The sequence below is a fragment of the Mesorhizobium australicum WSM2073 genome, from assembly GCF_000230995.2.
Lineage (GTDB): Bacteria > Pseudomonadota > Alphaproteobacteria > Rhizobiales > Rhizobiaceae > Mesorhizobium > Mesorhizobium australicum.
In genome coordinates, this window is sequence record NC_019973.1 from 2290995 (window position 1) to 2316769 (window position 25775).

General features: G+C 63.6%; 23 protein-coding genes and 1 pseudogene. 13 read left to right on the forward strand and 11 right to left on the reverse strand.

The features are described 5' to 3' along the window. Window positions 1–26 precede the first annotated feature (26 nt). Window positions 27–1100 carry a CapA family protein gene (locus MESAU_RS11020; RefSeq protein ID WP_015316125.1) on the forward strand — a complete coding sequence of 358 codons (1074 nt, stop codon included), beginning with the start codon at window positions 27–29 and terminating at the stop codon, window positions 1098–1100. 95 nt (window positions 1101–1195) lie between these two features. Continuing rightward, the gene (locus MESAU_RS11025; protein ID WP_015316126.1) at window positions 1196–2155 is read left to right on the forward strand and encodes a DUF3137 domain-containing protein; all 960 of its coding nucleotides are present in this window, start codon (window positions 1196–1198) and stop codon (window positions 2153–2155) included. A 17-nt stretch (window positions 2156–2172) separates the two neighbouring features. On the opposite strand, the gene MESAU_RS11030 is transcribed toward MESAU_RS11025, so the two are convergent. Both MESAU_RS11030 and MESAU_RS31100 read right to left on the reverse strand, forming a co-directional pair. After that, window positions 2173–2670, reverse strand: a complete 498-nt coding sequence (locus MESAU_RS11030) for a YegJ family protein (RefSeq protein ID WP_015316127.1) — start codon at window positions 2668–2670, stop codon at window positions 2173–2175. Between the two features lie 79 nt (window positions 2671–2749). Further along, complete coding sequence (locus tag MESAU_RS31100) at window positions 2750–3109, reverse strand: hypothetical protein (protein ID WP_157163629.1); 360 nt, start codon at window positions 3107–3109, stop codon at window positions 2750–2752. On the opposite strand from MESAU_RS31100, the gene MESAU_RS11035 reads away from it, so the two are divergent. Further along, window positions 3108–3350, forward strand: a complete 243-nt coding sequence (locus MESAU_RS11035) for a DUF1344 domain-containing protein (RefSeq protein ID WP_015316128.1) — start codon at window positions 3108–3110, stop codon at window positions 3348–3350. The two genes, MESAU_RS31100 and MESAU_RS11035, sit on opposite strands and share 2 nt — an antisense overlap. Before the next feature lie 179 nt (window positions 3351–3529). Beyond that, window positions 3530–5152, forward strand: a complete 1623-nt coding sequence (locus tag MESAU_RS11040) for an FAD-binding oxidoreductase (protein WP_015316129.1) — start codon at window positions 3530–3532, stop codon at window positions 5150–5152. Window positions 5153–5169: 17 nt separating this feature from the next. Here MESAU_RS11040 and MESAU_RS11045 read toward each other — a convergent pair whose 3' ends face one another. The 3 genes from MESAU_RS11045 to MESAU_RS11055 form a co-directional block, all read right to left on the reverse strand. Further along, on the reverse strand, window positions 5170–5691 hold the full coding sequence (locus tag MESAU_RS11045; protein ID WP_015316130.1) for a hypothetical protein: 522 nt from the start codon (window positions 5689–5691) through the stop codon (window positions 5170–5172). Window positions 5692–5853: 162 nt separating this feature from the next. Then, window positions 5854–6984: a hypothetical protein gene (locus MESAU_RS11050; protein WP_015316131.1), complete on the reverse strand. Its 1131-nt coding sequence runs from the start codon at window positions 6982–6984 to the stop codon at window positions 5854–5856. Window positions 6985–6990: 6 nt separating this feature from the next. Next, window positions 6991–7425, reverse strand: coding sequence for a hypothetical protein (locus MESAU_RS11055; protein WP_015316132.1), 435 nt, complete (start codon window positions 7423–7425; stop codon window positions 6991–6993). Between the two features lie 877 nt (window positions 7426–8302). Between MESAU_RS11055 and MESAU_RS11060 the strand changes: the two genes are divergently transcribed. Then, complete coding sequence (locus MESAU_RS11060) at window positions 8303–9241, forward strand: diacylglycerol/lipid kinase family protein (protein WP_015316133.1); 939 nt, start codon at window positions 8303–8305, stop codon at window positions 9239–9241. Between the two features lie 343 nt (window positions 9242–9584). Here the strand turns inward: MESAU_RS11060 and MESAU_RS11065 are convergent, their stop codons facing one another. Genes MESAU_RS11065 through MESAU_RS11075 form a run of 3 tightly spaced genes read right to left on the reverse strand, consistent with a single transcriptional unit; the run spans window position 9585 to window position 13326 of the window. Further along, window positions 9585–10502 (reverse strand): NAD(P)-dependent oxidoreductase, encoded by a 918-nt coding sequence (locus tag MESAU_RS11065; RefSeq protein ID WP_015316134.1) that lies wholly within the window; start codon window positions 10500–10502, stop codon window positions 9585–9587. Then, a complete protein-coding gene (locus MESAU_RS11070) occupies window positions 10499–11713 on the reverse strand; it encodes a mandelate racemase/muconate lactonizing enzyme family protein (protein WP_015316135.1) in 1215 nt (404 codons plus the stop codon). Before MESAU_RS11070 ends, MESAU_RS11065 begins: the two co-directional genes overlap by 4 nt. Continuing rightward, window positions 11710–13326: a GMC family oxidoreductase gene (locus tag MESAU_RS11075; protein ID WP_015316136.1), complete on the reverse strand. Its 1617-nt coding sequence runs from the start codon at window positions 13324–13326 to the stop codon at window positions 11710–11712. Before MESAU_RS11075 ends, MESAU_RS11070 begins: the two co-directional genes overlap by 4 nt. Window positions 13327–13583: 257 nt before the next feature. Here MESAU_RS11075 and MESAU_RS11080 point away from each other — a divergent pair, with 257 nt between their 5' ends. Both MESAU_RS11080 and MESAU_RS11085 read left to right on the forward strand, forming a co-directional pair. Next, window positions 13584–14525: a phosphoribosylaminoimidazolesuccinocarboxamide synthase gene (locus MESAU_RS11080; RefSeq protein ID WP_015316137.1), complete on the forward strand. Its 942-nt coding sequence runs from the start codon at window positions 13584–13586 to the stop codon at window positions 14523–14525. A 420-nt stretch (window positions 14526–14945) separates the two neighbouring features. Beyond that, a complete protein-coding gene (locus MESAU_RS11085) occupies window positions 14946–15341 on the forward strand; it encodes an acyl-CoA thioesterase (protein ID WP_013893544.1) in 396 nt (131 codons plus the stop codon). 493 nt (window positions 15342–15834) lie between these two features. On the opposite strand, the gene MESAU_RS11095 is transcribed toward MESAU_RS11085, so the two are convergent. Continuing rightward, window positions 15835–16203 (reverse strand): winged helix-turn-helix transcriptional regulator, encoded by a 369-nt coding sequence (locus MESAU_RS11095; protein WP_015316139.1) that lies wholly within the window; start codon window positions 16201–16203, stop codon window positions 15835–15837. Between the two features lie 90 nt (window positions 16204–16293). Between MESAU_RS11095 and MESAU_RS11100 the strand changes: the two genes are divergently transcribed. Further along, window positions 16294–16899, forward strand: coding sequence for an NADPH-dependent FMN reductase (locus MESAU_RS11100; RefSeq protein ID WP_015316140.1), 606 nt, complete (start codon window positions 16294–16296; stop codon window positions 16897–16899). Window positions 16900–17233: 334 nt separating this feature from the next. Here the strand turns inward: MESAU_RS11100 and MESAU_RS11105 are convergent, their stop codons facing one another. After that, window positions 17234–17755, reverse strand: coding sequence for a hypothetical protein (locus MESAU_RS11105; RefSeq protein ID WP_015316141.1), 522 nt, complete (start codon window positions 17753–17755; stop codon window positions 17234–17236). 74 nt (window positions 17756–17829) lie between these two features. Here MESAU_RS11105 and MESAU_RS31805 point away from each other — a divergent pair. The 5 genes and pseudogenes from MESAU_RS31805 to MESAU_RS11125 all read left to right on the forward strand — a co-directional run. Then, window positions 17830–17995: pseudogene (locus tag MESAU_RS31805) on the forward strand (CadC-family transcriptional regulator); the annotation flags it as partial. Between the two features lie 437 nt (window positions 17996–18432). Then, window positions 18433–19359: a DMT family transporter gene (locus tag MESAU_RS11110; protein WP_041163692.1), complete on the forward strand. Its 927-nt coding sequence runs from the start codon at window positions 18433–18435 to the stop codon at window positions 19357–19359. Window positions 19360–19682: 323 nt separating this feature from the next. Next, the gene (gene eglC / locus MESAU_RS11115; RefSeq protein ID WP_015316143.1) at window positions 19683–21164 is read left to right on the forward strand and encodes an endo-1,3-1,4-beta-glycanase EglC; all 1482 of its coding nucleotides are present in this window, start codon (window positions 19683–19685) and stop codon (window positions 21162–21164) included. 34 nt (window positions 21165–21198) lie between these two features. Beyond that, window positions 21199–22935: a type I secretion system permease/ATPase gene (locus MESAU_RS11120; protein WP_015316144.1), complete on the forward strand. Its 1737-nt coding sequence runs from the start codon at window positions 21199–21201 to the stop codon at window positions 22933–22935. Window position 22936: 1 nt separating this feature from the next. Next, window positions 22937–24256, forward strand: coding sequence for an HlyD family type I secretion periplasmic adaptor subunit (locus tag MESAU_RS11125; protein WP_015316145.1), 1320 nt, complete (start codon window positions 22937–22939; stop codon window positions 24254–24256). 67 nt (window positions 24257–24323) lie between these two features. Here the strand turns inward: MESAU_RS11125 and MESAU_RS11130 are convergent, their stop codons facing one another. Beyond that, entirely contained in the window at window positions 24324–25634 is a 1311-nt protein-coding gene (locus tag MESAU_RS11130; RefSeq protein WP_015316146.1) for a hemolysin family protein, read from the reverse strand. Window positions 25635–25775 lie beyond the last annotated feature (141 nt).

The window sequence follows — 25775 nt, forward strand, 5'->3', positions numbered from 1 at the left end:
GGCGGACGGTCTACAGAAGGCCAACGATGAGGCGTGCCGTGTCGAACTATCCGCTCTCCTACGAACTGTCCTGGCTGCCGCGTTTCCTGAAACCGTCGCTCGGCGGTGACGTCACCGGATTTGCGCCGGCGGCCGGGACGCTGATGGACCCGCTACCGAGACAGATGGTGCGGCTGGCCTTCATCGGCGACATCTCGGCGGTAGCCAACCGGAGCGCGCCGGACTGCGATCCGGCGATCAAGGCGCTGCTGGGCACGGCCGACCTGGTGATCGGCAATTGCGAAAGCCCTGTCGTCGACAGGCCGAGCGCCGTGCTGGGGACAAAGCTCGGTACGCATCATGCGATGAGCGAACGCTTTCTGGCCGAGGCACTCGCGGCGGTTGGCATCAGGCGCGAAAAACTGGTCCTGTCGCTGGCCAACAATCATGTGTTCGACCAGGGCGTCGCCGGTTTCGACGCGACGGTCGCGGCGTTGAAGCGGCTCGGTGTCGGCACCATCGGCCTCGTCGCCAAGGGTCCGGTCGAACGCTTCGCTGCCGGGCCGCTCGCTCTCGGCTTCGCCGCTTTCACGCTCTGGCGCAACGCCGACGAGAGACTGTTTGCCGACCGCGTCTCGATGGAAGGCGATCCGGCGCGCTGGCCGCGCGAGGCTAGTGCTGGGGTCGATCTCCTCTGTGCCGTGCCGCACTGGGATTGGGAGTTCCGGCATTTTCCGCGCGCCGCAACCCGGGCACTGGCGCGGAGGCTGTCCGGACAGGGCGTCGGTCTGATCGCCGGCCATCACGCGCATGTCGTTCAGCCGGTGGAGCGGATCGGCGGGACGGTGATTGCCTATGGACTCGGGGATTTCCTCGGCACCGCTTTTGCCCGCCAGCCGTGGCCGGGGCGGATTGGTGGGATTTTCATCGTGGACGTCAGCGCCGATGCGGAGACGCGCGGCGCTGTCGCGTCCTACTGGTTTCATCCCTTTGTGCGCTTGCGTGCGGGAGACCACGAACGGCTGCTGCCGGTCGAGGCATTGGACGAGCCCATGCGGCAAAAAATCGAGGGCCGCCTGGACGCGATCTTTCCTGCTTCCCTTGTGGACGCGTCGCCCTGACCGCGTGACAGGTCCACGACAGGGCAGGGGTAAGCGCTGGCGACTTTCCCGCGAAAATGGCTATCATGCGGCAACACTGGCGGCGGGGATTGGCGATGGAGACAGCGGATTTCATGCCGGGCGCGGCTGCTATCGCAGCCATTAAGAAAGACATCGAGGTCTACGAAGCGAAAAGGGCCTCGGTGGCACGCGCGGCCAAGTGGCGCGCACCGTTGTTCGTTGGCCTGGTGGTCGTCTTCGTGGCGCTCATTGCGTGGCTGTTCAACAAGGTCGCCGATCCCAACGAGCAATGGTTCTCAACGCCGCACGTATTTCTGTACGTGGTCGGCTTCGTGGTGGCGGTCGTGCTTTATTTCCGGGCGATCAGGCCGGCGGCGAGGCTGCAGCAATCGTTTCGCCAGACGCTGATGCCGATCATCTTCGGCTTCATTGGGGATATGCGCTACCAGCATGACGTGACGCCGCATTCTTTTGACCGATTGCCGCGCGAGACCGTCGGCGGTTTCACCATGAGCCGCTTCGACGATATCATCTCCGGACGATATGACGGATTTGCGTTCGAACTGTACGAAGCCGACCTATGGGACGGGGGCGCCACCAAGAACAAGGCCACCACATTCAAGGGCGTCGTCGTCGCCTTCGAAACCATCGAGCCGTTTCCAGGAATACTGGTCGCGGCGCGACGTGCCAGTGGCGTGATCGGCTTTTTCCGCGGCATGTTCGCGCCCAGGATGCAGGAACTGCCGTCCGGCGTGCCGGAGCTCGACGCCGCCTACGAGTTCCGCACCAACAATGTCGAGGCGGCGCGGCCGCTGGTGACCGGCCGGCTGGCGCAAGCGCTGAAATGGCTCGGCGAAACCTGGCCGGACGAGCCCGCGCGCGTCGCGCTCAACGGCAGCGATGGTTTTCTGCTCCTGCCGCAGCCGAAGAATTTTTTCGAGCTACCTGATATTTCGGTGCCGCTCGACTACGCCAGCCATGTCGCACCGATGATTTCGGACCTGGGTGCCATGCTGGCGACCGCGGCACTGGTGCGCAAGATCGGCGCAAGCTAGTCCGGTTGGGCAAACGATCAACAATCGTAACCGGATTTGTCGCGCAGGTAGTCCGCTTCTTCCTTCGACATCCTCTTGAACATCACACACACGGTGAAGCTCCCTACTTGCCGCCCGTCGTGTCTATATCCCCAGTCCGAAATATCGTCCCTGGTGAATTCTATCTCCTGGCCGAGGACGACATTGCGCACAGCTGCCGGTTCGTTTGCCAATATGCCGACGAACCCCGTTTCGGTACGCTGGAACGGGATGACCCAGAAGTGCTCGCTGATATCCCCATCGCGCACCTCGACCTTCAATTTGAACCTGTCCGTCCCAGAGGGCGGCGTTCCGGCCAGGGCCAGGAACTCATCCAGGCTGGCAAGAGCCTTTGCAGTCGCCGTCGCCATCTCGGGGTCGTCCGTAGCAAACATAAGCGCTTTGTCATCGTTCGGAATCGCGGCTTGCGCGCCGGCCGATCCCGGAGCACACGCCAACATCATCAAGGACATCATGGACCGGACTGCAAGCTTCATGGAAAGGCCCCCTCATGGTAACGGCGCACCATCCGGCATCCGTTCCAGATTTGCAACCGGAGCGCGAGTTTTCTCCATTTCAATTGGCGATCTGAACTGATCCATGACACAAAATGTGTATCGACAACCGCTCGGCGGTCTGTTTCGTGATGCTGCTCGAGACGGATTGCGGCGGCCTCGCCGTGATCGCAACCGCTCGCCACAATCCCTCTAAACGACTCTTTTCGCGAACGGAAATGCGCTCGCCGGGGGAACCGAAGCGGCCCGGAATGATGTCGGCCGCAGACAATATGTCGGAATTAAGCTTATGATATCCTTTGCGAAAATTCACCCAACGTGATTTGCCGATGATAGCTGTTTCGTTCCAGTTTCGGGCCGTTCGGTGCTGCCCTCTCCCAAGCGGTACCGGAAAACCGAAACAGCACGGAGTGATATCCATGAAGAAGACCCTCGCAACCACCGCCGCTTTGCTCGCCTTCCTCGGCACGGCCTATGCCGCGACCGTTCAGGGCACCATCCAGGCGGTCGATCCGACAACCAAGTCGGTCACCCTCGACGACGGCAAGATCTACCAGTTGTCGCCCGATGCGTCGGTCGGGAAACTGAAGGTCGGCGCCAAGGTGGCGGTGACCGTCGACGACAAGACCGGCATGGTGACGTCGATCAAGAAGGCCTCATAGAGACTGCCGACCGGACTTTGAGACCCTTGATCCAATCTGGCCGGTTCCTTGGGAACCGGCCATTTTCATTGGGTTGGACACTCACCGCCAGGCGACGACGGTGGCGGAACGCCGTTGCGGCAGCGCCGCTATGGTTTTTGCCAAAAGGCCGCGCTATTCCTTGGCTGCGGGGGGATCCGATGGCCGAGGAACAAAAGGGATTGCGCCTGTCGCGGCGGCTGCTGCTGGGGGCGGCTGTTTTTGGCGGCGCCGTGCTGTGGGGCGGCACCACCGTGGCGCGGCTGGCGCGAGGCCCGTCAGGGCCGAAGAACAGCGGACGCATCGCCGATGTAGACGGCATCGCACTGCCGCTGAAGCCGATCGGGAGCCCGCCCGCCTTCGATCCGTCGCTGCCCTGGCTGGCCAAGGGCGGCGACATCAACGATGCCAGCGGTCTGTCGAGGACGCCGATCTATGGCGTCGTCGAGGTCAGCGAGGAAGAGCATATCGCCAAGGCGCTCGCCTTCGCGCGCGCCAACGGGCTGAAAGTGTCGCTGGCGGCCATCCGCCATTCGATGGGCGGGCATGCTTTCGACGACAATGCGCTGGTCCTGGATATGAGAAAGTTCAACAAGGTTACGGTGGACGCCGCGGCCAAGACCATGACCTTGCAGCCGGGCGCGTGCTGGCACGACATCCAGACCATGCTGCATCCGCGCTTCGCGGTGAAGGCGATGCAGTCGACCGATATCTTTTCAGTCGGCGGCTCGCTGTCGGTGAACGCGCATGGCATGGACCATCAGGCGGGCTCGGTAGCCGGCTCCATCCGCTCGATGCGGGTGATGCTGGCGGACGGGTCGGTGACCATCTGCTCGCCAACCGAAAACATCGAGCTGTTCCGACATGTCGTCGGCGGCTACGGTCTGTTCGGCGTGGTGCTGGAGGCGACGCTCGATATCGTCGACAATGCCGTCTACCGCACCTCGCGCGAGATCATCAAATCCGACGATTTCCCGAAATTCTTCGCCGAGGTGCTGGAGCCGAACAAGGACATTGGCCTGTTCTACGGGCACCTGTCGACGGCGCCGGGCAATTTCCTCGAGGACATGATCGTCTACCGCTACGATAGAGTGGCGGAGCAGCCGCCGGCCGACCAGCCGGCGCTTGGCGAACCCGATGGCGTCGGCCTGAAGCGGGTGATCATGAACATGGCCAAATGGGGCAGCGCGTTCCAGGAACTGAAATGGTTCACCGAAAAGACGCTGGAGCCGAAATTCGAGAGTTGTACGGTGCCGCGTAGCTCGGCGCTTGCCCAGGGCGAGGCCTGTCTCGTCACCCGCAACAACCCGATGCACGATTCGGTGCCGTATCTGTTCAACGACCTCGTGAATGAGACCGACATACTGCACGAATATTTTATTCCACGCGCGAGCTATAATCCATTCATCGCGGAAGCGCGCGAGATCCTGCGCAACCAGGATCTGCCGGTGCTCAACGCCTCGGTGCGCATCGTCCACAAGGAGGACGTGGCGCTGACCTACGCGCCGGAGCCGGCCTATTCGCTGGTGCTCTACATCAACCAGCCGGCCGATGCCGATGGCAATGCCAGGATGCGGGCGCTGACGCGGGCGCTGATCGACGTGACGATCAAGCATGGCGGGCGCTTCTTCCTGCCCTACCAGCTGCACTACACGGCCAAGGAATTGCTGGCGTCCTATCCCGAACTGCCGGCCTTCCTGACGGCAAAGCGGCACTATGACCCGGCGGAATTGTTTTCCTCGACCTTCTACCGTGCCATCAAGGCGCTGAGCGGGACGGTGTAGACGGCACGCGGGCCGTCCTACAGGCCCGTCGGCATCAGCCCCGCCAGCCAGTTCACGGAGCGCTTTGCCGCGTCGGCGGTTGCCGAGGCGGCGCGGCCGAGATCGGTCTTGACCACGGCGTAGCCGTTCTTCGTGCGATAGAGCACGCCGGTTCCGCCGTCGACCACCTGTTCATAGGCGACGGGCCGGGCAGCGGCCGCGTCCAGGGCCGTCGTGGGCGAACCGACCGGGACGCTCGGCCGATGGCTGAGTTCCGGCGGCAGCGGGCTTTCCGTCCTGACGGTCCGGCTGGCGGGCTTCAGTTCCGGGCCCGACGCGATCGCGGCCAGGTGCAGGGAGGACGCCGAGCCCTTCGCGCGGCAGATGCCGGACACCAGCGGATAATTGAAATTGCGCTCGTGCAGGATCTGGCTCTTCATCGCCGCTTCGCAATCGGCGATGGTCGACCACTTGGCCGGCGTCTCGCCGATATATTCGCACAGCTTGGCGTCGCAGTCGCAGCCGACAATGGTCATGGCGACAAGGGCGGTCTTGATCACGGTCTCGTCCCTTCGAGATGCCCCCCGGCAGCCCAGTCAGGCATGTCGCGCCTTCAGGCCGACATGCGATCTTCCATTGCGCGCGAACAAGGCGGGATTTTGCCGCGATTGTGGAATGAGCATGACGGCTCGCCGATCCTGGCCAGGCGTGGCTGAAAAGCCTCAGTAGTCGTAGACGTGTTCGAGCCTGGCGCCGGCCTTGATCAGCGACGGCAGCACCAGATGCAGCTTGCGCACGGCCACGACCATGCCGGTGCGGCGTGTCGAGGGGTCCGCCGGCAGCGGATAGCTGAACAGGATGCGCATGCCTTCGGGAATGGCGATCGTATCGGTCGACAGCACCGTGACCATGATCTCGTCATTGCCGCCGATCTCGACAAAGGAGACACCCTTGTCGATCAGCCGCGGGATCATGTCGGTGAACACCTGGTAGCGCCTGGTGACGAAGACGGTGCCGTCCGCGCCGTAATCGCGTTCCAGCAAGGTGTCGGGCTCGTTGCGGGTGGCTTCGCCGACCGGCCCCCTGGCCCAGACATGGACATCGAGGAAGGCTGGGTCGGAGGTCGCGGCAAGCGCCTTGGTGATCAGGTCGGCATAGCCTTGCTTGATGGTGTCGGCGAGACCGAAGGCAAGCTTGCGTTCGCTGGTGCGGACGGAACTGTCATCAGGCGCCGGCTGCACCGCGAACAGCCCGGCGCGCTTCTCGGCATAAGGGAACTGGTACCACGGCACCTGATCGAGGAAAGAGGCATACTCCGCGGCCATCTTGGCCTGGTAGATGTCGGCCGCCGTGCGCTTGGCTGACGTCGCCTCGGTGATGCGACCGACCGTGTTCTCATAGGCCCATTGCAGGATATGCTCGATCGAATGGCTGGTGCCGATGATGACCAGCATCTGGTGGTTGGCGTAGTTGAACCTGTAGGGAGAACTGGCGCGGATCACCGTGGCATAGTCTTGCCAGAAGCGGCCGACATAGGACCAATAGGGAAAGCCGCTCGGCTGGTCCTTGGCGACGAAACCGGCATATTCGCGCGCGGCGTAGACGATCGCCCATTCCGGGTAGGTGAGGAAGGTCGACTCCTCCGGCCGCTGGTAACCGGGGATTTCGGCGCGCACCTTGTCGGCCAGCGCCTTGGGCGGCGCGCCGTCGGCAATGCCGGGCAGCGGCGTCCTGTCGAGCGCCGGCGTCGTCAGGAAGCCATAGGCCAGCCCGGCGATCGGGATCAGGATGACGATGACGATCAGCCAGAGGATCGCCTTGACGATGCGCTTTATCAAGCGGAACAGGAACATGGCCCGTCAGGCCGTGGCGAAGTGGTCGTAGATGCGCTTCGACAGCCAGAAGCCGATATAGACGGCGATGCCGCCAATGACGATGTGCGGCAGGTTGGCGAAGAAGCGGGCAGGGAATTCGATGTCGTTGAGGGAGTGGAAGCCGTTGATGAAGATACCGGCATCGAGGCAGCCTGAGCCGGTGATCAGCCCGAGCACGCCGTCGAACAGGTAGACCGAGCCGAACAGCTTGAAATAGAACACCGCCTGGCGATGCGAGATGAAGGCGGCGGCCAACGCCCAGACGCCGGAGAAGGCGTGCAGCAGGTCGTCGTACCATTGCAATGAGAACAGGCCGAACAGATTGCCGTCTGCATCGTTGAAGGCCGGAATGTAGCCGATGGCCACGACGCCGAAGAACAAGAACGCGTAGGCGACTGCAAGCTTCTGGATCAGCGTCATGAAGTATCCCCCTTCTACGAGCCCATTTGTAAACGCTACTCTGCCAGCCGCCTGACGCGGTTTTCTGCGCTTCCGCGTTCTACTGCACCGCAGTAGAACTGTGCTCACGGACCCAAAGGTCCGCTGTGCTTCGGTTCTCGAAAACCACGCCATCCGACTCGGCAGAGCGCGTTTTCAAACGGGCTCTGACGACGTCGAACGTTAGCTGATTTTGCCGCCGGTTGCAGCCCCAACCGGAAACACCGTAAAAATTGCGTGGGAGAGCCAAAAGACAGTCGGCGCCGGGATTTCTCCCAGCGCCTCCCTGTCAGATCAGGACACGGTCGCGGCAGCAACTTCCGTAAAGTCGTCGCGCCATGCCGGCCTTGATTTTGACGGTCCTGCCAGAAGCCACCCGAGAGCAGCATCCGTTCCAGACCACGCCGGTCTTGGCCCTCGCGGGCCTTTGCCCTGCGTGCCATCGAAGGTTTTTGCCGTCCTTCATGGCAGCATCGGTCCGCCGTCGGCGTTGGCACGCTTTCCGCGGCCCCGTAGGTCTCGGCTTCCGTCCCTTGAACAAGCAAGCCTGCTCTCGTTCCGGGCCGTACGGGCCTCAGGAAATCCGCCTTTCACTTCGCCTTTCGGCTTGATGATCGGTAGCCGCCTGAGATGGGTTCAATTTACGCCGGGTAAGGGGTTTGGGGAATGGCCGCGCCCCTGTGGATAGCGGGATTATCGGGGACCAATGCCAGAAACCAGGGAAGTTCAAGCGCGAAGGCCTTAGACAGCCTGCCCCCGCGCTTTTTGGGCCGAAAGCGCCCTTGCTCCGCCGGCCGGTACGAGTTTGAATGCCGGCAAAGGATCGGGCATCCAGGTCCGGCGCCGGGGAGGGCGAAACTTGAAGGTCGGGGTGGTGCTCAATCCGATTGCCGGCGGCGGCCGGCTGAAACGGCATTGGCCTGACGTCGCCGCCGCGCTGAAAAAACACTTCGGCGATTTCGAACTGCGCGAGACGCAGGCCGAAGGCGACGCCGAGCGGCTGGCGCTCGATCTCGCGGCAAACGGCTTCGACCTGGTGATCGCGGCCGGCGGCGACGGCACGGCGAGCGAGGTGGCCGACGGCTTGCTGCAGGCCCGCGAGGAGGGCGGCAGGACGACCGAGCTTGGCCTGCTGCCGTGCGGCACCGGCATCGACTTCGCGCGCGGGCTCGGCCTGCCGAAGGAGATCGGCGCGACGCTGGAACGGATTGCCGGGGCGAAGGCCAGGGCGGTCGATGCCGGCCGCATCTGCTATATCGACGACCATGGCGCGCTGGCCAGCCGCCACTTCATCAACATCGCCAGCCTTGGCCTGTCGGGCGCCACTGATCGCGCCGTCAATGCCGACAAGCGCAAGGGCAGGATGTCGGCCAAGGCGCTGTTCCTGTGGCGCACCGTGGTCGAGTTCATCCGCTACCGCTTCCAGGACGTGCGGATCACAGTCGACGACGGCACGCCGGTCGAGGCGCGCATGGCGCTGGTGGCGGTGGCCAATGGCAAATTCTTCGGCGGCGGCATGATGATCGCGCCCGATGCCGAACTGACCGATGGACGGTTCGACATCGTCATCCTGCGCGCGGCGGGCAAGCTGAAGCTGATCTGGGACATCCGCCTGCTCTATGGTGGGCGGCACCGCAACCATCCAGCGATCACCATCCTGCGCGGCAGGAAAGTGGTTGTCGAACCGCTCGGCGACGTCGAGAAGAATGGCGCGCTGGTCGACATAGACGGCGAGTCACCGGGGCGCATACCCGCCACCTTCGAGATCCTGCCTGGTGCGTTGCTGGTGAGATATTGAATCAAGGCACAGCCCGGCGGTGGAGCGTCTCAACGTCGTCATCCCAGGGCGAAGCAGGAGCGAAGCTCCGTCGCGGAGACACTGGGATCCATGCCGTGATATTGGCCGAAGAGTGCGGCGGAGCCGAAATCAGCACCGTTGCAGCGCCTTGATGTTACGGGATGGATCCTCGGGTCAAGCCCGAGGATGACGAAAGGAAGGGGTGTCTCCCGCCAATCGCCGAGCCATGCAGTCCGATCGAAACTCTCGCCCGAGAAACCGGTCGAGATGTTGCAGCTCTGATTCAAGTTGTTGCCGCTATGATTCTAGATGCTCGCCCAACATCTTGATTTTATTTGCTAGTTCATATTTCCAGCCTGGCCGGAAAGCCCGGCGCGCGCAGGTCGGTGCCGACGGTATCTTCAAGCAATTTGACGATCTGGGTCGACCAGGCATCGCCGCCATAAGCCGCCTTGCCTTGCTCGAAGATCGCGTTGACGCGCGACGCCAGATCGAGCGGCACGCCGGATTGTTCGGCCATGGTCAGCGCAAAGCCAAGGTCCTTCAGCGCAAGGTCCATGGTGAAGCCGATGTCGTAGGAGCCGTTCAGCACCAACTGGCTTTCGGTCTCGTGGACGAAGCTGTTGCCTGAAGACGCGACGATGGCGTGGTAGGATTGCGCGAGGTCGAGCCCGCCTTGCTTGGCCAGCATCAGCGCCTCGCCGGCGGCGACCAGATGGATGAAGGCCAGCATGTTGGTGATAACCTTGATCACCGCCGCCGAGCCGATCGGGCCCATCAGGAACGACTTGGCGCACATCGCTTCGATGGCCGGGCGGTGACGCTCGTAGAGGGGGACGTCGCCGCCGACCAGCGCGGTGATCTTGCCGGCCGCCGCCAGATGCACACCGCCGGTGACCGGGCATTCCAGCGTCTCGATCCCCTTGGCCGAGGCGAGGGCGGCCAGCCGCAAAATCTCGTCGCGGCCGTTGGTCGACATCTCGATCCAGGTGCCGCCCCTGGGCAGCCCTTCCAGCAATCCGCCCGGGCCGCCCAGCACCGCCTCGCTGACTTTTGGCGAAGGCAGGCACGTGATGGCATTGCCGGCCCGCGCCGCGGCTTCGGCCGGGCTATTGGCGGCCGTCGCGCCGAGCGCGACAAGGCGCTCGACGGCGGCGGGGTCGCGGTCGACGACGGTGACGTCAAAGCCGTTGCGGATCAGGCTGGCGGCAAGATTGCCGCCGAGATGGCCAAGGCCGATGAAGGCGTAGCTTTCGCTCACGGCATCAGCGGCGTCTGCATCATCTGCAGATGCAGGTCCTTGCCGGTGTAGGGATGGGCGTCGCAGACCGCCTCGTTCAACTCGACGCCGAGGCCCGGCTCCTTCGACGGGATGACGTTGCCGTCCTGCCATTCGATCTTCTTCTTCAACAGCGTGGCGTGGAAACCGTCCCACTGCTTCAGCGATTCCAGGATCAGGAAGTTGGGCAGCGTCACCGCGAGCTGGATGTTGGCGGCACCGACGATCGGCCCGCAATAGCAGTGCGGCGCGACCTGGATGTGATAGGCCTCGGCCATGGCCGCGATCTTCTTGGTTTCCAGAATGCCGCCGGAGCGGCCGAGGTCCGGCTGCAGGATGGTGGCGGCGCGGTTCTCGATGACACGGGCGAATTCGGATTTGGTCGTCAGCCGCTCGCCGGTGGCGATCGGGATCGAAGTCGCGCGGGCGACCTGCGCCATCACTTCGGGCATGTCGGGCGGCACCGGCTCCTCGAACCACAGCGGATCATAAGGCTCGATGGCGCGCGCCATGCGCAGCGCGCCCGATGCCGTGAACTGGCCGTGCGTGCCGAACAGGATATCGGCGCGGGTGCCGACCGCCTCGCGGATCGCCTTGATCATGCGGGTCGAGACATCGATGTCCACGAGGCGCGGTTGGTGGCCGTCGAAGGCGGTGTAGGGGCCGGCCGGGTCGAGCTTGACGGCATTGAACCCCTGCTCGACATATTCGAGCGCGCAGGCCGCCGCCATCTCCGGGTCGTTGTAGACATTCCTGCCATCCGGCGCGTCCTCGGAATGGACGCTGCCGGTGTGCGGATAGAGATAGGTGTAGGAGCGCAGCGTCTCGTGAACTTGGCCGCCAAGGAGCTTGTAGACCGGCTTGTTGGCTTCCTTGCCGACGATGTCCCAACAAGCCATTTCGAGTGCGGAAAAACAGCCCATGCCGGTCACGTCGGGGCGCTGGGTAAAGCCGGAGGAATAGGCGCGGCGGAAGAAGTTCTCGATGTCGTGCGGATCGTGGCCGATCAGATAGCGCTCGGCCATGTCCTCGACGAGCTTGGCCGTGACATGGGCGGAGAAGGTGGCGTTGTAGGCCTCGCCATAGCCGACCACGCCGCCGTCGGTGGTGAGCTTGACGAAGATGAAATACTTGCCGCCGATGCCGGGTGGCGGGTTGCCGACAACCCAGGTCTTGACGTCGGTGATCTTCATGTGTGGTCCTCCAGAACCAGTTCGGCGCCCTTCCACCCGGTCATGACCGAGGCGGCGTTGGTGTTGCCGGTGATGTTGTCGGGAAAGATCGAGGCGTCGATGATGCGCAAGCCTTCGAGCCCGTGCACCGTGAGGCGCGGATCGACGACGGAGCGCGAGGGATCGGGTCCCATGCGGCAGGTCGAGACCGGGTGATAGACGGTGCCGGAGCGTTTCCTGAAATCGGTGATCAAGTCGGCGTCGGACCGGATCGACGGACCGGGCAGCACCTCTTCGGCGATGATCTCGGCCATGGCGGGCATCGAGGCGATCTTGCGCACGAATTTCACCGCCGACAGCATTTCCTCGACATCCGCATTGGTCGAATAGGCGTTGGCGACGATCTTGGGATAGTCGAGCGGATTGCTGGAGCGGATCATGATCTCGCCCCGGCTCGATGGCCGGCAGTTGGACAGGCCGATGGAGAAGCCCGGCCACGGATCCGGCGTCAGGATCGGACGCTCGCCGTTCTTCGGGATGAGGGTCGAGAAGGCCTGGAAATAGAGCTGCATGTTGGGGCGGGAGAAGGCCGGATCGGTGCGGAAGAAGCCGCCGCCATGGTTCATCGACAGCGACAGCGGCCCGGAGCGGGTCAGGATGTACTGCATGCCGACCAAAAGCTTGCCCCACCAGGGACGCAGGATCTGGTTCAGCGTCGGCAGCTTGCCCTTGAAGGTGTAGTTGATGCCGACATGGTCCTGCAGATTGGCGCCGACATTCTCGTTGGCATGCACGACCGGGATGCCCAAGCCTTCAAGCAGCGCCGCCGGGCCGACCCCGGAGAGCTGCATGAGCTGCGGCGAGTTGATCGAACCCGCGGACAGGATGATTTCGCGGCCGGCGCGGGCTGTCCTGGTCTGACCGTTCTGCAGATACTCGACGCCGACGGCACGCTTGCCTTCGAACAGGATGCGGCTTGCCAGCGCGTTGGTCTCCACGCGCACATTGGCGCGCTTCATCGCCGGGCGCAGGAAGGCACGGGCGGCCGACATGCGGCGGCCGTTCTTGGTCGAGATCTGGTAGATGCCGACGCCTTCCTGGGCAGCACCATTGAAATCGGGGTTGAGCGGCAGGCCGGCCTGCTGGCCTGCGGTGAGATAGCGCTTCGTCAGCGGGTGGACGGCATCGGTGGTGTCGCTGATGTGCAGGGGACCGCCGCTGCCGCGCCATGCGTCGGCGCCGGCTTCATTGTCCTCGAGTGCCTTGAAGGCCGGCAACAGATCGTCATAGCCCCAGCCGGGATTGCCGGCGGCGCGCCAGTCATCGAAGTCTTCGCGCGCGCCTCTGATCCAGACCATGGCGTTGATCGAGCTCGACCCGCCAAGCAGCTTGCCGCGCGGCCAGTGGTCGATATTGCCGCCAAGGCCGGGATCCGGCTCGGTCTTGTAGTTCCAGTTCACCGTGGGATCGAAGAAGGTCTTGCCGTAGCCGAGCGGCATCTGCACGTAGAAGCGCCGGTCGCTGCCGCCGGCTTCCAGCACCAGCACCGAGAAGCGGCCCGAAGCGGACAGTTTGTCGGCCAGAACCGAGCCGGCCGAGCCGGAGCCGACGATGATGAAGTCATAGGTCTGCATGATGAAAATGGCGGCTCCGGAAATCTGGCGCAGCCTAGACGCCATGGGTTCGCCGCGTCGCCGCGCCTTCCGGCATCGGTTGTGAAAAAAGCGACTGGTATACCGGCCGGCTTTCGGGGAATGCCGACAATCGCGCTTGATATGCATGGGGTCGACGGACTATGCGGATAGCATCATTTCGGCATGATTTTTTCCGATAAGTCTGCAACTTTTCGGAATCATGCCCCTGGCCACTCCGCGCAAAGGCAGGAGAACCCATGCGTGTCCTGTCGGATGCTTTCATTCCCGAACTGCCGGGCTATTACAAAGGCAAGGTCCGCGAGAATTACGACCTGGCCGACGGCAGGCGTATCATCATCGCCACCGACCGTCTCAGCGCCTTCGACATCATCCTGACCTCGATCCCGTTCAAGGGAGAGATCCTCACCCGGACGGCGCGGTACTGGTTCGAGGAAACCGCCGACATCTGCCCGAACCATGTGCTGGAATATCCCGACCCCAACGTCGTCGTCGGCACAAGGCTCGACATACTGCCGGTCGAGATCGTCGTGCGCGGCTATCTGGCGGGGACCACCAGCACCTCGATCCTGACCCGCTACCGACGCGGCGAACGGGACATGTATGGAATGCGCCTGCCAGACGGCCTGCGCGACAATGAGAGGCTGGCCGAGCCGGTCATCACGCCGACCAGCAAGGCGGCCGACGGCGGCCATGACGAGCCGCTGTCCAGGGCCGAGATCCTGGAGCAGGGCCTGCTCACGCAGGAGCAGTGGGACACGGTTTCGGATTATGCCTTGAAGCTGTTCGCCCGCGGCCAGGCGCGCGCAGCCGAACGCGGCCTGATCCTGGCCGACACGAAATACGAATTCGGCACAGACAAGGACGGGACGATCATTCTCGCCGACGAAATCCACACGCCCGACAGCAGCCGGTACTGGATCGCGGCGAGCTACCAACAGGCGCTGGCTGATGGCACGCGGCCGGAGAGCTTCGACAAGGATTTCATCCGCTCATGGGTGACGGCGCGCTGCGATCCCTACAAGGACCCGATCCCGAGCATTCCGGACGAGATCGTCGAACAGGCCTCTGGGGTGTATGCCCAGGCTTACGAGGCGATCACCGGCAAGGCATTCGTTCCAGACATTTCCGGGCATACGGTTCTCGACCGCATCCGCGCCAACCTTGCACGTTATTTCTGAGAGGTGCGATCTCCAGGAACCGCGTTCCTCGGCGATTGGGAGGACCTCCCTGACACCCGAAGCCGCTGAAAATCAGGCACAACCGGGGAATGCCAATTCCACGCCGAGCCGTCGACCCCACTCCGTCGCCGCTTTGCGGCGCCACCTCTCCCCCGATCGACGGGGTAGAGGAAGGGACGCTAGCCTTGCCCGGCCTGGCTCCTTCCTCTCCCTCCGGAGGGGGAGAGGTAGCGCTGCGAAGCAGCGACGGAGTGGGGAAGCCCGTTCCAGAACCCGAAGCCGCTGAAAATCAGGCACAACCGGGCGAATGCAGGGTTAGCCTATGGCCTTGGGGCGAGGAAACAGCAGCGGCGGCGCGTTGACCTATTCCCGTAGCGGCGATACGGGATCGATGACCATCACTGCTTGAGGATTCTGCCCATGGTGCAGTACGCGGACGGACGGCCGATCGGAGACCTGACGCTGCGCACCCTGGCCATGCCTTCGGACGCCAATGCCGCAGGCGACATTTTCGGTGGCTGGGTGATGGCGCAGATGGATCTTGCCTGCGGCATCCGCGCCGCCGAGCGGGCCAGGGGCCGCGTGGTGACGGCGGCGGTCAAGGAAATGTCCTTCGCCAAGCCGATGAAGATCGGCGACACGCTGTGCATCTACACCCATGTCGAACGCGTCGGCCGCACCTCGATGACGCTCAAGGTCGAGGCCTGGGCGCAGCGCTATCTTTCCGACCTGATGGAAAAGGTGACGCACGCCGATTTCGTCATGGTGGCGCTCGACGGCGAGGGCAAGCCGAAGGCGGTTCCGGCCGAGAGCTGATTCGACACCGCCAAGCCGGGGGCATTTGTAACATCGCCCGAGTGAAGCGATGCGTTCAGCGACATGCTGCCGTTGCCTTCCACGCGCAATTCTCCCGGACACCGGAGGAAGACAATGCGTCAACACCTGTTGAACGGCTGGCTTGCGGCGGCTCTCGTGGCCCTTGTCTGCCTGCTCGGCATAACCGCTTACGCCGAAGTCAAACAGGACCTTGGGCGCACCGCCTGCCTGCATGACACGACGGATGCGAAGCAGCGAACAGCGACGTGCACGATCTGCAGCCAGACGCCTTGCTTGGCGCGAAGGGCCTGACTGGCTGCCGTTGGAATGTGTGTTACCGTCGAGAGGGGGCCGGGCGCGTCGGGCCGGCATCGAGCGCCATGGACTGTTTCCAAGTCGCCTTTAGGTCCAGTCGCTTTCAAGGAGCCGTGACTTCGCTTGGGCAGCTAGAGCCGCTCAGTGCAGGTCCCGAATCCCTTGCCGCGCATGGGCTTCAGGCGTGCATGTCGTCGAATCTGGCGCGTGCCGACTGGACACGCTGGGTGTTCTTGCGGGCCCATTCGCCGAGCGCGCCGACCGGCACCAGCAACTCGTGACCGAGCTCCGTCAGCTCGTAATCGACGCGCGGCGGAATGGTTGGAAACACCTTGCGGGTGATGAAGCCGTCACGCTCCAGGCCGCGCAAGGTGGTGGTCAGCATCTTCTGGGAGATGCCGCCGACGGCGGCGCGCAATTCGTTGAAACGCAGCGGTCCGCCGCCCAGCTTGCCGACCACGAGCACGGTCCATTTGTCGCCGACGCGCTGCAGGATTTCCGACACGGCGCGGCAGTCCTCGGTGTTATGCGGGTGCCTCAGTAACAAAAACGTGCCTCCTTGCGCATCAAATTGTCAGTATCACATATAGCGCCGGTATCCAAACGATACCAAAAATTCCCGCAAGGAGAGCCCCTTATGTCCAAGCCCAAAATCGCCATTGTCATCGGTTCGACGCGCGCTGCCCGCTTCGCCGACGTGCCGACGCAGTGGATCGCCAAGATCGCCAAGGCACATGCCGACATCGATGTCGAAATTGTCGATCTGCGCGACTTTCCGCTGCCCTTCTTCGATGAGGTCGCGTCTTCCGCCTGGGCGCCGTCGCAGAACGAAGTCGCACAGCGCTGGCAGAAGAAGGTCGCCGGATTCGACGGCTTCATCTTCACCGCCGCCGAATACAATCACGGCCCGACGGCCGTGCTGAAGAATGCGATCGACTACGCCGCCAACGAGTGGAACAAGAAGCCGGCCGGCTTTGTCGGCTATGGCAGCGTCGGTGGCGCCCGCGCCGTCGAACAGCTTCGTCTCCACGCCGTCGAATTGCAGATGGCGCCGGTCAAGTCCGCGGTCCATATCGCCTGGGGCGATTTCCTGGCCGTGCGCCAGGGCGAGAAGAAGCTCGAAGATCTCGAGCACCTGAACCAGGCCGCCACCGCGCTGGTCAACGACGTCGCCTGGTGGGCCAAGGTGCTGAAGGCCGCCCGCGCCGCCGATGCCGTCGCCGGAGAAGCCCAGGCGGCCTGATCCGCCGGATCGGATTGTCCTCCCAAGGGATATGGGGCGGCGCTTGCGTCGCCCTTTTTTCGCGTTCCTGCAAGGAGTTGCGGCTGCGCGAAAGATCTGCATGCAACGCCGCGCCGCCCCTCAGCGCCTCGCAAGCAGGTGAGGGTGCCGCAGACACAGCGCTCTTGCGAAGGCGCCCGTCCCGGGAGCCACGTGCTCGTCCTTTGCCCGAAGAGGGCGGCTCGACCGGCAAGGTCGTGCTGATGCCTTAGTTCCCGAAGCTGCTCGTCGGCAGACTGCCACCTCAAAGGGCGGTCGTCGGTCCAGGTCGGGTCGGCTCCGAATATCGAACGGCTCAAATACCCGCGATCGCGAAAAGCCAGGCCAGGATGTCGAACAACAGAAGGACCAGCGCAATCTGCAATGCCACCCGAAGCCGCTGGATAATGCGCCAGTTGCTGACCATGTCCGCCTTGATGCGAAGGGCGAGCGCGCGCTGCATGGCCGACATGTTTGCTGGCCTGTCGCCGTCGACATATTGATGGAGCAGCTCTTCTGGGTCGAAGCGGAACGTGTATTTGTGGTAGGGCCAAAGCAAGAAGACGATCAGCCCGCCGATGACGAACAGCAGAACCACCGCGATCCAGTCCCAAAGCCCAAGCCCGTCGGAAAGCGCCCTTCCGCCAAGCAGCGAGTTGGCGAACGCAGTGGCGAAGATGAGGCTGCCAGCGCGGGCGTTCATGTTCTCGACGAGGTTCTGCTGGTGATTGAGGCCTCTCACTGCCTCCTGATAAATGAAGGCAAGGCGGGGATCGCCGTCGGCAAGGTCGCTCGCGACTGCTGTGTTGCTGTCTGCTCTATTGGCAGATTCGTTCATAAGGGTGCTCTATAGCGCGCCAGTGCTGCGTCATCCTAACTCAAATCTCTTGCCGCCAAAACGTTGGCCGTACAGGACAGCTCCTCGACTCTTCCACCGGCCTCCATTTATGGGCCGACTGTTTTTGACGGCACTCTGGCGGAGATCTTTGATCTCCAGGATCAGATCGCCTCAAACATAGTCGGCGCAATCACGCCGAAGATCGAGGAGGCTGAAATCGAACGTGCCAAGCGCAAACCGAGATCTTTGCGCTCGCAGCCAAACTACGCGAGCGCGATGCGTGTCGCGATGGCAAGTCATGCCTTGGCGGGACAGCTTTCTGAAGCGGAGAAGATGCGCGCCTGCGCGAACTCGATCCCACATTGCGGCTTTCGGACCTCGCGGAGGTGCTGCCCCGTTTCAACGGGTGGAAGACCGCGACAACTATATCGAGGGCCTTCGGAAGGCGGACTTGCCAGAATAGCGCAAAAGCCGGTCCGTCATGCCATGGCCGAAACTCGATGCTCAGATATCCGCTTTCGCGGTCACGCGCCGCTAGACAAGCCGGCAATGGTTGGCGGGCTCGCTGCGAGCTTTCCCAGCCATTCCACAAGTCGCCATGGTTGGACCGCCATATCGGCGGGGCTGCCATCTGGCCCCGCCGGTCCGCCCTGATATATCCGGCTGCGATCCGTCACATGAGGGGCCTCGTGAAGTCATCCAGCCTGGCAGGCGCCGTTTCTCCCATGATCCCGGTGCTTGTCTGCGCGCTTGGCATCTTCCTGCTGTCGGGGATGGACGCGGCGATGAAGGTCCTGGTCCTTGCCGTCGGCGTCTACAACACGGTGCTGTGGCGCAGCATGCTCGCGACCGTGGTTGCCGGCGCCGGCTGGTCGGCGGGACCGCGCACGCTGCCCAAGCCTTCCGTGCTCAGGCTGCATGCGCTGCGTGCCGCGGTCGTCGGCTTTGTCCTGCTGTCCTTCTTCTGGGGGCTTGCCAGGCTGCCGCTGGCGGAGGCGATCGGGCTCAGTTTCGTGGCGCCGCTGTTCGCCCTGCTGCTGGCGGCGTTGCTGCTCGGCGAACGCATACAGCGTCAGGCGATCTGGGCTTCGCTGGCCGGCATTGCGGGCGTCGCAATCATCGTCGGCGGACAGTTCGGGCAGACAAGCCATGCCAGGGATGCCTTGCTCGGCACGGCGGCGGTGCTGGTGTCGACAGGGTTCTATGCCTACAATTTGATCCTTGCGCGGCAGCAGGCGCTGGTGGCCAAGCCGATCGAGATCATGCTGTTCCAGAACCTTTGCGTGGCGGTCTTCCTTGGTCTCGCTGCACCCTGGCTGGCCATTGCCCTGCCGCGCGAGCTCTGGCTTCCGCTCGCCGGGGTGACGGCGCTGTCGCTCGCCGGCCAATTCCTGATGAGCTGGGCCTATGCGCGTGCCGAAGCGCAGTATCTGATTCCGACGGAATACTCCGCCTTCATCTGGGCGATCGCACTTGGCTGGTTTTTCTTCGACGAGGCGGTGACCTGGACCACGCTGGCGGGAGCGGGTCTCATCGTCACCAGTTGCCTGATCGCGGCACGCTCAAATCCCAGGCTTGCCGAGCCGATCGAAGCCGCTCTCTGATGGCCTAAGCTTCCCGCCCACCATGCGCCGAGGAGGGAGGCTGATGGGCTCGGAGGGGTAGCCGTCATCTAAGTAGATCATTCATCTAAGTAGATCCTTTGCAATTTCTAGTTTATACACCATTTTACTAAATATCTTTGCTTAAGCGCCGCTCTTTTCCCGGACAATAAGTATATGTCTTCCGAAAGATCGATGTTATGGTGGATTGTGTAATGATTCCCCGGAACGAAATCGTTCCTTTCAGCATTGATCCGACGTGGCCATCCGGAAGTCCGTAAGCGAACGGTTCGAGGCGGCCATGCCTCACGAGGAGGATGTATCCGATGAGCTTCTTCGTCAACGCCGTGGGTGTTCCTCTTCCCTATAGCGGTACGTCCAACCACTGGTTCTCGGCGCCTGGTGCCGGGCCGGACTTGTATGGCAGCGCGGGAAATGACTCGTTTTACGGAGCGGGCAATCTCAACGTCACCATGCATGGCGGCACGGGCGATGACATCTATTACCTCTATGGGGCGGGCAACAAGGTGGCCGAGGGCGCCGGGGCAGGCATCGACACGATCAGCACGTGGATGAGCTACAAGCTCCCCGCCAATGTCGAGAACCTCATCGTCACAAACCCCAACAACTACGCTTTCGGAAACGGCTTGGACAACATCATCACCGCCAAGGCTGGGCACCAGACGCTGGACGGCGGCGCGGGAAACGATGTTCTGATCGATGGCGGCGGTGGCTACGACACGTTCGTCATCTCGAAAGGCAACGGCAGCGACCTGATCGCCAATTTCGCCGCCACCGACACCGTCCGCCTCAATGGCTATGGTTTCACGTCGTTCGATGCCGTTCACTCGAACCTGATCCAGGCGGGATCGAACGTGCTGCTGAACCTCGGATCCGGCGAGATCCTCGAGTTCAAGGACACGACCATCGACAAGCTGCAGCCCAACCAGTTCGAATTGCCGATCGACATGTCCGGCATGAAGCTGTCCTTCAGCGACGATTTCAACGCGCTCAATCTTCACAACGCTCAGGGCGGCACGTGGGATACCAACTTCTCATGGGGAGCGCCGAACGGCAGCACATTGACCAGCAATGGCGAGCTGCAATGGTACATCGACGCCAATTACGGGCCGACGAGTTCCGTCCACCCGTTCAGCGTGAATAACGGCGTGCTCACCATCACCGCCGCGCAGGCGCCGGCCGACATCAAGCCCCTGATCAACAACTACGAATACACGTCAGGTATCCTCAATACGCACAGCACCTTCTCACAAACCTACGGCTATTTCGAAATGCGCGCCGACCTGCCCGAGAACGCCGGCGCCTGGCCCGCCTTCTGGCTGCTGCCGGCAGACGGCTCGTGGCCGCCGGAACTGGATGTGGTGGAAACGCGCGGGCAGGACCCGAACTCGTTGATCATGACGGCGCATTCGAATGAAACGGGAACTCACACCAAGGTGACGTCGACGGTAAACACCATGGATACCGCCGGCTTCCACACCTATGGGCTGCTGTGGACGCCGGACAAGCTCGTCTGGACTTATGACGGTGTCCAGGTCGCGGAAGCGGCGACGCCATCCGATATGCACAAGCCCATGTACATGCTGGCCGATCTCGCGGTCGGCGGTCTTGCCGGCGCGCCTCCCGATCATCTGGCGACGCCTGCCGAGATGAAGATCGACTATATCCGCGCCTATACGCTGGACAACGCGCCGGCGAGCGCTTTGCACACCACCACCAGCACCGCCACGCATAGCATCGCCAGCAGCACGCTGCACGGCGGTTCCGAATTCGGGGGCCACGCGTAAGGGCCGGGATCATGCAGCGGCGGGAAATGCGGAAATGACTGGACCGTCCGGCCTGCGTCCGGTCTTCCTGCGCGCTATCGCCGATGTCGGCGTCTTCTCGCTGCTGATCAACATTCTGCTGTTGGTGATTCCGCTCTACCTGCTGCAGGTGTATGACCGCGTGCTGCCGTCCTCCAGCGTCGAGACGCTTGTCTATCTGTCAGCTATCGCGGTGCTCGCGCTCGCCTTCCTCGGGCTGCTGGACGCGATCCGCGCCGTCTACACGCAGCGCGTCGCGGCGACCGTCGACCGCAAGCTGGGTGCCAGCACCTTCGCCGTTTCGCTCGGCGCGAGATATGCCGGCGGCCTGTCGCCGCTGCGCGATCTCGCTTCGGTCTGCGCCTTCATCAGGTCACGCGGCGTGGCGGTGCTGTTCGACCTGCCTTTCGCCCCTGTCTTCCTCGCCTTGCTCTATCTCATCCATCCGGTGCTGTTCTGGGTGACGGTCGCCGGCGCGGTGCTTCTGCTATTCCTCGTCGTGGCCAACCAGCTTGCGATCGGCAGGAACGATGCCTTGTCCGCGGAGCGTTCGGCGTTGGCCAGCCAGGCGGAACAGGCCTTTGCCCGCAATGCCGAGACGCTGCGCGCCATGGGCATGGTGCGGAATGCCTCGCTGGTCTGGGGACGGCACGTGGCGGCGGCGCTCACTTTCCATGACCGTTCCTCGAGCGCCAACGCGATCTTCAGCGGCGCCTCGCGGGCGCTGCGCATGATGCTGCAACTGGCGATCCTCGGCGCCGGCGCATGGCTGGTGCTGCAGGGGCAGATGACGGCTGGCATGATCTTCGCCTCCTCGCTGGTGTCGTCGCGCGCGCTGCAGCCGCTCGACCAGCTGATCGGCGCCTGGCGGCAGATCGCCGACGCGCGGCGGGCGTGGACGCGGCTGGAAAAAGCGCTCGCAATGCGTCCGACGGAGCCGCGAAAACTGATCCTGCCCGATCCGGCCGGCGCGATTTCCGTGCAGGACGTCTTCTTCATGGCGCCGAACGCCCAACCCGGCACGGAACCCATCCTCAAGCGGCTCAACTTTGCGATCGGCGCGGGCGAAGCGCTGGCCGTCGTCGGCCCGAGCGGGGCCGGCAAATCGACACTGGCGCGGTTGCTCGTGGGGGCCGCCCAACCGACCGGCGGCTCAATCAGGATCGACGGCGCCGACCTCAGGACCTGGGACGAGAGCCAGCTTGGAAAGCATGTCGGCTACCTTGCGCAGGAGGTTGAGCTCTTTCCTGGATCGATCGCGCAAAACGTCGCCCGCTTCGACCCGCAAGCGGACGACGCCGCAATCGTCGAGGCGGCAAGGCGCGCCCAGGTGCACGAGCTGATCCTGGCGCAGCGCGACGGCTACCAGACCATGATCGGCCCGTCGGACAGGGCGCTGTCGGGGGGCGAGCGCCAGCGAATCGGCCTGGCGCGCGCCTTCTACGGCAATCCGCGGCTCCTGGTGCTCGACGAGCCCAGCTCCCATCTCGACGGCAGCGGCGAGGCCGCGCTCGAGGCGGTGCTTTCGGCCGCGCGGGCGGCGGGCGTCACGGTGATCGTGATCACCCATCGCCCTTCGATCGCCGCCGCTTGCGACCGCGTGATGCTTTTGCGCGGCGGCATGGTCGAAGCCTTCGGCCCTGCCGACGAGGTGCTGCGGCGCTCGGTCATCGGCAAGGCCCCCCAGCAGAGCACGGTGGTGACCGGGTCATTCGTCCCGACAATCCGCGCGGGTGGCAGTTTCGGATCGTGAGATGACGACACAGAGCCTCGCCTGGGATAGCCAGCCGCGCACCGACATAAGACGCGTGGCCCTCACCGGCTACGTCGCCATAGCGGTGCTGGCGGGCGGCTTCGGCTATTGGGCCGTCAGCGCTCCCTTGTCGGGAGCGGTGATCACGCAAGGCACGATCTCGGCGACCGGCGGAAACATCCGCATCCAGCATCGCGAGGGCGGGATCATCAGGGAATTACCGGTCCATGAAGGCGATCGCGTGCAACAGGGCCAGGACCTGGTCGTGCTGGACCCAACGGCCGCGCAGGCCGAGCTCAACCGGCTGGTGAGGCAGTCGATCGCGCTCAGGGCAAGTGCGGCGCGGCTGGAGGCGGAACGCGACGGATTGGACAGGATGGCGCCCATCACCGAAGCGGCGCCGGCACCTTTCCAGCACGATTTCGAGATCCTGGTTCGCGAACAGCAAAAGGAATTCGACGCCAGGCTGGCCCGGTTCCGGTCGGAAAAATCGATCCTGGCACAACGCGTCGCCATGCATCGGCAGTCGGTGGTGGGGTTGCAGGCCCAGCAACAGGCCATTCAGCAACAAGCCGACGTCGTGAAGAACGAACTCGGCATCAAGACCGGCCTGCTGGACAAGGGCCTCACCAATCGCACCGAGTACTCCCAGCTATTGCGCAGCGAGGCCGATCTCGTCGGGCAGGCCGGGGCGTTGGAGGCCAATCTGGCGACGGCCAACACCCAGATCGTCGAGGCCCAGGAGCAGATCGAGCGCCAGACCACGCAACGCGTCGAAGAGGCGCTGACGAAGCTGGACGACGTTCGCTCCAATCTGGCCGATGTCGAGGAGCAGACCAGGGCGGCGGAGGCGGTGCTGCGGCGCACGACGATCAAGGCGCCGGAGGCAGGCATCGTGGTGTCGTCGGCCTATAATTCCAAGGGAAGCGTGATCGCCCCAGGCGAAAAGATCATGGAGATCCTGCCCACGGCATCGGGCCTCGTCGTCGATGCAAGGCTGCGGCCGAAAGACCTCGATCAGGTCCGTGTCGGCCAGCCGGCGAAGCTGCGGCTGTCGGCCTTGAATGCGCGGCTCACTCCCGAGGTCTCAGCCACGGTGGCGCAAATCTCAGCGGACCGGCTCGTCGACGAGGCAACGCATGAGCCCTATTTCCGAGCCAAGCTGAGGATCGCGGCCGACCTGCCGCCCGGCGTAAAGCCCGATCAGCTTTATCCCGGAACGCCAGTCGAGGCGTTCATCAACACCGGTGATCGGACTTTCCTGGAGTATCTGGCACGGCCGATGCTCGATTCCTTCGCCCGCGCCTTCACCGAGCGGTAGAGCTCGCGGTCCGCGCAGTATATTGGCCGCCGTCGAGGGCCGCCGGACCGAAACCAGGCATATGCCGTCAGCGCACCATCTCGCGGTGGCCGCTGGGCAGGCGGGTGGCGATCAGCTTATCGATGCGGCGGCCATCGAGGTCGACGACCTCGAAACGCCAGCCCTGCGCGTCGACACATTCGCCGGTCGCCGGCAGATGGTGCATGTGCGACAGCACGTAGCCGGCGACGGTCTCGTAGTCGCGGTTCTCCGGCAGGTCGATGCCGAGCACCTCGGCCATCTCGTCGGCCTGCATGTAGCCGGCGAGAAGCCATGAGCCGTCGTCGCGCTGGACGGCGTTTTCTTCCTCGCCGGCCTCAAGATCCGAGCGGAAGACGCCGGTGATGGCTTCTAGGATGTCGGCGGGGGTGACGATGCCTTCGAAGTGGCCGTATTCGTCATGCACCAGCGCCATCGGCACGTCGCTCTCCTTCAGCTTCTGCAACACATCAAGCGCATCGGCCTGATCGTGCACGATCGGTGCCGCGCGCACATATTTGCGCGGGTCGAGCGCGCGGCCGCCGAGCAGAGCGGCCAGCACGTCGCGCGTCTGGATGACGCCGATCATGGCGTCCACCCCGCCGTCGCCGGCGGGCAGGCGCGAATGCTGGGTGTCCATCAGAAGCTTGCGGATCGTGGCGTCATCGGACTGCAGGTTGATCCAGTCGACATCGGTGCGCGGTGACATGACGGCGCGCACGGCGCGGTCGCCAAGCCGCATGACGCCGGCGATCATGCGCCGCTCGTCGGATTCGATAGTGCCGTGATGCTCGGCCTCGGCGACCAGCATCTTGATCTCCTCATCAGTGACCTTTTCCTCGCTTTCGCCGCGCTGGCCGAGCAGCCAGAGCACGGCACGGCCCGAAATATCGAGCAGGAAGACCAGAGGGGCCGAGATGGTGGCCAGGATGGTCATTGCCGGCGCCGCCCGTGCCGCGACCCGCTCGGGATCGCGCAACGCGATCTGCTTGGGCACGAGTTCGCCGATGATCAGCGAGGCATAGGTGATGATGGCCACGACGATGCCGACGCCGAGCGGATCGGCTATGTTCTCGCGGATGCCTGCCGTAGCCAGATATTGCGCCAGCCTCTGGCCGAGCGTGGCGCCGGAAAAGGCACCCGAGAGCACGCCGACCAGCGTGATGCCGATCTGCACGGAGGACAGGAATTTGCCGGGATTGGAGCCAAGCGCCAAAGCGCGGCCGGCACCCTTGACGTTGCGGTCGATCATCGCCTTCAGGCGAGCCGGCCGCGATGAGACGATGGCGAGTTCGGACATCGACAGAAGGCCGTTCACGCAGATGAGGACGACCACGGTGGCGATTTCAACGTATAGCATGAGGGCTCAATAGCATTGCCGCACGGCTTTCGAAAATAGTCGGCGGCCATTTTAGAAAGATGACAGCGGATGCGGGTGGATCAGACAGCATCCCAGGGCGGCGCGCCTTCGAGAAGGGGCCGTTCGGCAAGATCGTCATCG